The following is a 6552-nucleotide window of genomic DNA, read 5'->3' as shown; positions in this document are numbered from 1 at the left end:
GCGCTTCCCTTCGGTCTTGCGTTTCCGACTCTATCAGATCTTTCCGATCCGATTTCCTCGGTGCTTTCCAGGTTCCCGCTTTCGCGTTTCCCTTTCCGACGGTTCCGACTCTATCAGATCCTTTCGGGCTCTGATTCCCCGTCAGAAGGGGGTTGTCTTCGCGGCTGTTGGGCCGTTCCGACGGAGTGAGACTTTAGCGGATTCCCGGCCTCCGAGCTAATCGGGGGCCGCGTCCTGTCGGACGTGGATTCCTCATTCCGTAAATACACGCACCGACAACGCGACAGCTCGTCGAGGAGTGGTTGGTACTTGCGGAATCGCTGTCCGGGGACCGACCGGAGTCGGCGCTCACGTCGGACAACTCGGAGAACACTACGAGTGCGCACACGGGGTGTCAAATCGCATGCACGGCGGACCGCCGAGGGGTAGCGTGGAGGGCGTGATGACGCGTACGTGTACTCAGCTCTGGTGGGCCGCCTGACGGCGGCCGTACACACGTATGCACTCGACGGCCGCCGCTTCGGCGGCCGTTCTCGTATCTCCCTCCAGGAGGGGCGGCCGGCGGATGGCGGCGGTCCTGACCAGGAGGTGGAGAGATGACACGGGTCTTCAGTGGGGTCAAGCCGACCGGGCACCTGACGCTGGGGAACTATCTGGGCGCAATGCGGAAGTGGGTCACGGTCGACCAGCATCGGTCGGACGCGCTGTTCTGCGTCGTCGACCTGCACGCGCTGACCGTCGACCACGACCCGGGGCGGGTGCGCAGACTGAGTCGGCAGGCGGCGTCGCTGTTGCTGGCCGCGGGGCTGGAGCCGGAGCGGTGCACGGTTTTCGTGCAGAGCCACGTGGACGAGCACGCGCGGCTGTCGTACCTGCTGGAGTGCGTCGCCACCGACGGGGAGATGCGGCGGATGATCCAGTACAAGGAGAAGGCCGCGCGTGAGCGGGTGCGGGGTGGGAGTGTGCGGCTGTCGCTGCTGACGTATCCCGTGCTGATGGCGGCGGACATCCTGGCGTACGGGACGGACGAGGTGCCGGTGGGGGACGATCAGGCACAGCACGTGGAGTTGGCGCGGGACCTCGCGGTGCGGTTCAACCAGCGGTACGGGCACACGTTCGTGGTGCCCCGGGCGACCCTGCCGGGGGTGGCGGCTCGGGTCATGAACCTGCAGGAGCCGACGTCGAAGATGGGGAAGAGCGACGACGTCGGGCCGGGGATCGTCTATCTGCTGGACGAGCCGGACGTGGTGCGGAAGAAGGTCGCGCGGGCCGTGACCGACAGCGGGCGGGAGGTCGTGTACGACCGTGAGGCGCGGCCGGGGCTCGCGAATCTGCTGGAGATCCTCGCCGCCTGCACGGGTGGGGAACCGGCGGAGCTGGCGGGTGGATACGACTCGTACGGGGCGTTGAAGAAGGACACCGCCGAGGCCGTCGTCGAGGTGCTTCGTCCCGTGCGGGATCGGCACAAGGAGCTGTGCGCGGATCCCGGGTACGTGGAGGGCGTGCTGCGGGACGGGGCGGACAAGGCTCGGGCGATGGCCCGGCCGACCGTGGATGCCGCCTACCGGGCGATCGGGCTACTGCCTCCTGTGAACGCGGCTCGGTAGGCGCGCGGACTGGTGGCGAGGCGCGATGCGAAGTGCTGGCGCATCGTGACCTCGCTGCCGAAGCCGGCTCGGCGGGCCACCTCGGGCATGGCCAGGTCGGTGCGCTCCAGGAGTTTCTGGGCGGCGGCGACGCGCTGGTCGAGGAGCCAGCGGAGCGGGGTGGTACCGGTCGCCGCCGTGAAGTGGCGGGCGAAGGAGCGAGGGGACATGCCCGCGCGGGCTGCCAGGTCGGCGACGGTGAGAGGTTCGTGCAGGTGGCGCAGGGCGTGTTCGCGGACGTCGGCGAGGGCGTCGGCGTCCCGGTCGGCGCGGGGTGTGGGGTGCTCGATGAACTGGGCCTGGGTGCCGGTCCGGAAGGGGGCGGTGACCATCGAGCGGGCGATGGTGGCGGCGGCCTCGGCACCGTGGGCCAGGCGGACCAGGTGGAGGCAGAGGTCGATGCCGGCCGCCGTGCCGGCGGCGGTCCAGATGTTGTCGTCCTCGATGAAGAGGGCGTCCGGGACGACCTTGGTCCGAGGGTGCCGGGTCCGCAGGAGGTCGACCAGACGCCAGTGGGTGATGGCGCGGCGGTCGTCGAGGAGGCCGGCCTGGGCGAGGGTGAAGGCGCCTCCGCAGAGGGCGGCGACAGTGGTGCCGCGGGCGTGGGCTTGGCGGAGGGCGTCGAGGACCGGGGCAGGTGCCGGGGTGAGGTGGTCGTCGAGACCGGGGACCACGACCAGGGCGGCGCGGTCCAGCCAGTCGAGCGGGCGGTCGGGGTGGAGGGCGAGGCCGCCGCGCATCGGGACGACGGTGGTGCCGTCGGCGGCGGCGCGGCGCAGCTCGTAGGCGGGGGCGCCGCGGTCGGTGCGGTCGGCGCCCCACACTTCGGTGATGACGGAGACGTCGAAGGCCCGGATGCCGGGGAAGGCGACCAGGGCGACGCGGTAGGGGGCTGCCATGGGTGGCATGGGCGGCATGAGTGGCAGTAAACCATCGGTCGCTGACTTCTGTACCTCTGTGGCCCGGTACCGCGGGGCGCGACCATCGGGGCATGGACATCCTGGAGAACGCGGCACTGGTGGTCGTGGACGTGCAGAAGGGCTTCGAGGAAGCCGACTTCTGGGGTACGCGCAACAATCCGGCGGCGGACGACAACATCGCCGCACTCATCGACGTATGGCAGTCGTCCGGGCGGCCGGTCGTCTTCGTGCGGCACGACTCGGTCGAGCCGGGATCGCCGTTGCGGGCCGGGTACCGGGGCAACGGGTTCAAGGAGTACGTGGAGCGGCGGCGCGGGACGGGGAGGGGGGCCGAGCTGCTGGTCACGAAGACCGTGAACTCGGCGTTCCTGGGGTCGCCGGACCTGGGCGCCTGGCTGCGCGGGGCGGGAATCTCGCAGATCGTGCTGGCCGGGATCCAGACGAACATGTGCGTCGAGACGACGGCGCGGATGGGCGGGAACCTCGGGTACGAGGTCGTCGTGGCCTTCGACGCCACGTACACCTTCGGGCTGGAGGGGCCCTTCGGCTGGCGGCAGAGCGCCGACGAGCTGGCCCGGGCGTCGGCGGTTTCGCTCCACGGGGGCGGCTTCGCGCTGGTGGCGACGACCGGGGAGGTGCTGGCAGCGGCGAAGTGAGTCCCGCCCCCGGTGGAGAGGGGGGCGGGACGGACGGGGCAGGTCAGTCCTTGGTGCCGGAGGCCAGTTCGCGGCTGCGGTCGCGGGCGGCCTCCAGGGCGGCGATGAGGGCGGCGCGGACACCGTGGTTCTCGAGTTCGCGGATGGCGTTGATCGTGGTGCCGGCGGGGGACGTGACGTTCTCGCGGAGCCTGACCGGGTGTTCGCCGCTGTCGCGGAGCATCTTCGCGGCGCCGATCGCGGACTGGACGATCAGGTCGTGCGCCTTGTCGCGGGGCAGGCCCAGGAGGATGCCGGCGTCGGTCATGGCCTCGACCAGGTAGAAGAAGTACGCCGGGCCGGAGCCGGAGAGGGCGGTGCAGGCGTCCTGCTGGGACTCGGGGACGCGCAGGGTCTTGCCGACGGCGCCGAAGATCTCCTCGGTGTGGGCGAGGTGGTCGGCGGTGGCGTGGGTGCCGGCGGAGATGACGGACATGGCCTCGTCGACGAGGGCCGGGGTGTTCGTCATGACGCGGACCACCGGGGTGCCGGGGGCGAGACGTTCCTCGAAGAAGGCGGTGGGGATGCCCGCGGCGCCGCTGATGATCAGACGGTCGGCGGGGACGTGCGGGGCGAGTTCGTCGAGGAGGGTGCCCATGTCCTGCGGCTTGACCGTGAGGATCAGGGTGTCGGCGGTCTTGGCGGCCTCGGCGTTGGTGACGGGGGTGACTCCGTGGCGGGCGCGGAGTTCGTCGGCCCGTTCCGGGCGGCGGGCGGTGACCAGGAGGTCGGCGGGGGCCCAGCCGGCTCCGATCATTCCGCTGAGCAGGGCTTCGCCGATCTTGCCGGTGCCGAGGACTGCGACTTTCTGGGTCATGGGTTCGGGTGCCCTCCGGTGACCTGTTCGGGGTGCGTCGTCCGTTGGCGTCATCCTCGCATTCGTGGTGGCGGGTGGGGTGTCGTGTCCAGTCCGCGGGACGTGGTGGCCGTCGGGGTTCTTCGCCCCCGCCGCCCCTTCCCTTCCCGTCCCTGAGGGCTGCCGCCCCCAGGCCCCCGCTTTTCGGCCTGGACGGCCTCGTCCTCAATCGCCGGACGGGCTGTTATGCCGTTCGGCGTTTCAGAGTCGCCGCGCCCAGGGTCAGGACCAGCACAGCGCAGCCCGCGACGATCAGGGCGTCGCGGACGAAGGCGGTGGTCATGTCGGTGTGGCGGAGGACCTCGTTCATGCCGTCGACCGCGTACGACATCGGCAGGACGTCGGAGATCGCCTCCAGGGCGGGGTGCATCTTGTCGCGCGGGGTGAAGAGGCCGCAGAGGAGGAGCTGAGGGAAGATCACGGCCGGCATGAACTGCACCGCCTGGAACTCGGAGGCCGCGAAGGCCGAGACGAAGAGGCCGAGTGCCGTGCCGAGGAGGGCGTCGAGCAGCGCGACCAGGAGCAGGAGCCAGGGGCTGCCGGTCACGTCGAGGCCGAGGAGCCAGACGGCCAGGCCGGTCGCGAGGGCCGACTGGACGATGGCGAGGGCGCCGAAGGCCAGGGCGTAGCCGGCGATCAGGTCGCCCTTGCCCAGGGGCATGGCGAGGAGGCGTTCGAGGGTGCCGGAGGTGCGCTCGCGCAGGGTCGCGATGGACGTGACCAGGAACATCGTGATCAGCGGGAAGATCCCGAGGAGCGAGGCGCCGATGTTGTCGAAGGTGCGCGGGCTGCCGTCGAAGACGTAGCGCAGCAGGAAGAGCATCACGCAGGGGATCAGCATCAGCAGGGCGATGGTGCGCGGGTCGTGGCTCAGCTGGCGCAGGACCCGGGTCGCGGTGGCTGTGGTGCGGGAGAGGCTCAGGGGGCGGGTGGGGGCCGGGGCGAGGGTGGGTGCGGGGGCCGTGGGTGTGGTCATCGGGTGGTCTCCTTCGTGCGGGTCGCCGCCTTCGCCTTCGCCTCGTCGACCAGGTGGAGGAAGGCTCCCTCGACCGTCTCGGAGCCGGTGCGGGTGCGCAGGGCGTCGGGGGTGTCCTCGGCGAGGATCTCGCCCTCGCGCATGAGGAGGAGGCGGTGGCAGCGCTCGGCCTCGTCCATGACGTGGGAGGAGACCAGGAGGGTGGCGCCGCGGTCGGCGGCGAGGGAGTGGAAGAGGGTCCACAGGTCTCGGCGGAGTACGGGGTCCAGGCCGACGGTCGGTTCGTCGAGGACCAGGAGTTCCGGGTCGCCGAGGAGGGCGACGGCGAGGGAGACGCGGCTGCGCTGGCCGCCGGAGAGGTTGCCGGCGAGGGCGTCGGTGTGGGTGGTGAGGTCGACGTCGGTGATCGCCCGGGTGACGTCCTCCCGGCGGCGGTCGGAGGCGGCTCGGCCGGGGGCGAGTATCGCGGCGAAGTAGTCGAGGTTCTGGCGGACGGTCAGGTCGTCGAAGACGGACGGGGCCTGGGTGACGTAGCCGATGCGGGTGCGGAGGGCGGGGTGGCCGGCGGGGCGGCCGAGGACGTCCAGGGTGCCGGTGACCTTGGCCTGGGTGCCGGCGATCGCGCGCATGAGGGTCGACTTGCCGCAGCCGGAGGGGCCGAGGAGGCCGGTGATCCGGCCGCGGGGGACGGTGAAGTCCAGGTCGCGCAGGACGGTGCGGGGGCCTCGGACGACGGTGAGGTCCTCGGCGTGGACGGCGGGTGGGGCGGGTGGGGCGGGGTCGCCGCCGGGTTCTCCGGGTGGGACGGAAGAGTAATTCATCATGTGATGAATACTCCTCCGCGGCCCTCCCGTCGTCAAGCGGTCGCGGGGGTCCTGGCGAGCAGGAGGACGACGACGTACGTCTCCTCGACAGCTCCGTCCGGGAAGGCGGTCAGGAGGTGGCGGCGCTCGTCGGCCAGGAAGGCCGCACGGCGTTCGGCGGTGTCGGTCAGGAAGACGGAGTGGCTGGTGAGGTTGGCCAGGTGGGTGTCGACGGGGACGCGGCGGCTCCAGCGGATCTCGCGGCGGGTGAGGCCGAGGCGGCCTGCGGGGTCGGCGACGCCCGGGCCGAGTTCCCGTCTCTCGGCGGACAGCTCGTGGTCGAAGTGGCGGTCGATGCGCCGGGCCGCCGCGGCGATCCAGGGCACGTCGATGGCCTCGGTGTTCCACCACAGCGCGAGCGTGCCGCCCGGACGCAGCACGCGGAGCGCCTCCGGGATCGAGAGCGCGGGGTCGGTCCAGTGCCACGCCTGGGCGCAGGTGAGGAGGTCGGCGCTGTGGCCGGCGAGGGGGAGGGCGTTGCCGTTGCCCCGGACGATCGGCACGTCGGGGAGGGTGCGGCGGAACTCGGCGGCCATGCCGGCGCCGGGTTCGACGGCGATCACGTCGGCGCCGCGCGCGTGCAGGCGGGCGGTGGC

At 71.5% G+C, this 6552-nt stretch carries 7 protein-coding genes; 2 read left to right on the top strand and 5 right to left on the bottom strand.

Annotated elements, in window-relative coordinates; all coding sequences use genetic code 11:
• The first annotated feature begins 596 nt into the window (after positions 1 to 596).
• On the top strand, positions 597 to 1607 hold the full coding sequence (gene trpS / locus KUM03_RS32385; protein WP_217254141.1) for a tryptophan--tRNA ligase: 1011 nt from the start codon (positions 597 to 599) through the stop codon (positions 1605 to 1607).
• On the opposite strand, the gene KUM03_RS32380 is transcribed toward trpS, so the two are convergent.
• Positions 1562 to 2545, bottom strand: coding sequence for a GlxA family transcriptional regulator (locus KUM03_RS32380; protein ID WP_217254140.1), 984 nt, complete (start codon positions 2543 to 2545; stop codon positions 1562 to 1564). The two genes, trpS and KUM03_RS32380, sit on opposite strands and share 46 nt — an antisense overlap.
• 92 nt (positions 2546 to 2637) lie before the next feature.
• On the opposite strand from KUM03_RS32380, the gene KUM03_RS32375 reads away from it, so the two are divergent.
• The gene (locus KUM03_RS32375; RefSeq protein ID WP_217254139.1) at positions 2638 to 3222 is read left to right on the top strand and encodes a cysteine hydrolase family protein; all 585 of its coding nucleotides are present in this window, start codon (positions 2638 to 2640) and stop codon (positions 3220 to 3222) included.
• A 43-nt stretch (positions 3223 to 3265) separates the two neighbouring features.
• Here KUM03_RS32375 and proC read toward each other — a convergent pair whose 3' ends face one another.
• The 4 genes from proC to KUM03_RS32355 all read right to left on the bottom strand — a co-directional run.
• Positions 3266 to 4078: a pyrroline-5-carboxylate reductase gene (gene proC, locus KUM03_RS32370; RefSeq protein ID WP_217254138.1), complete on the bottom strand. Its 813-nt coding sequence runs from the start codon at positions 4076 to 4078 to the stop codon at positions 3266 to 3268.
• A 223-nt stretch (positions 4079 to 4301) separates the two neighbouring features.
• A complete protein-coding gene (locus tag KUM03_RS32365) occupies positions 4302 to 5093 on the bottom strand; it encodes an ABC transporter permease (RefSeq protein WP_217254137.1) in 792 nt (263 codons plus the stop codon).
• Positions 5090 to 5917: an ABC transporter ATP-binding protein gene (locus KUM03_RS32360; RefSeq protein ID WP_217254136.1), complete on the bottom strand. Its 828-nt coding sequence runs from the start codon at positions 5915 to 5917 to the stop codon at positions 5090 to 5092. Before KUM03_RS32360 ends, KUM03_RS32365 begins: the two co-directional genes overlap by 4 nt.
• Positions 5918 to 5949: 32 nt before the next feature.
• On the bottom strand, positions 5950 to 6552 hold a 603-nt coding region (locus KUM03_RS32355; protein WP_217254135.1), incomplete at its 5' end, for a class I SAM-dependent methyltransferase.

The sequence above is a fragment of the Streptomyces sp. AC602_WCS936 genome (genome assembly GCF_019049125.1).
GTDB lineage: Bacteria > Actinomycetota > Actinomycetes > Streptomycetales > Streptomycetaceae > Streptomyces.
The sequence above is the reverse complement of the archived record's forward strand: the minus strand, read 5'-3'. Positions and strand labels throughout refer to the sequence as shown.

Coding starts and splice junctions, on each gene's coding strand:
- trpS (WP_217254141.1), top strand. CDS start 597: ATGACACGGGTCTTCAGTGGGGTCAAGCCGACCGGGCACCTGACGCTG.
- KUM03_RS32380 (WP_217254140.1), bottom strand. CDS start 2,545: ATGGCAGCCCCCTACCGCGTCGCCCTGGTCGCCTTCCCCGGCATCCGG.
- KUM03_RS32375 (WP_217254139.1), top strand. CDS start 2,638: ATGGACATCCTGGAGAACGCGGCACTGGTGGTCGTGGACGTGCAGAAG.
- proC (WP_217254138.1), bottom strand. CDS start 4,078: ATGACCCAGAAAGTCGCAGTCCTCGGCACCGGCAAGATCGGCGAAGCC.
- KUM03_RS32365 (WP_217254137.1), bottom strand. CDS start 5,093: ATGACCACACCCACGGCCCCCGCACCCACCCTCGCCCCGGCCCCCACC.
- KUM03_RS32360 (WP_217254136.1), bottom strand. CDS start 5,917: ATGATGAATTACTCTTCCGTCCCACCCGGAGAACCCGGCGGCGACCCC.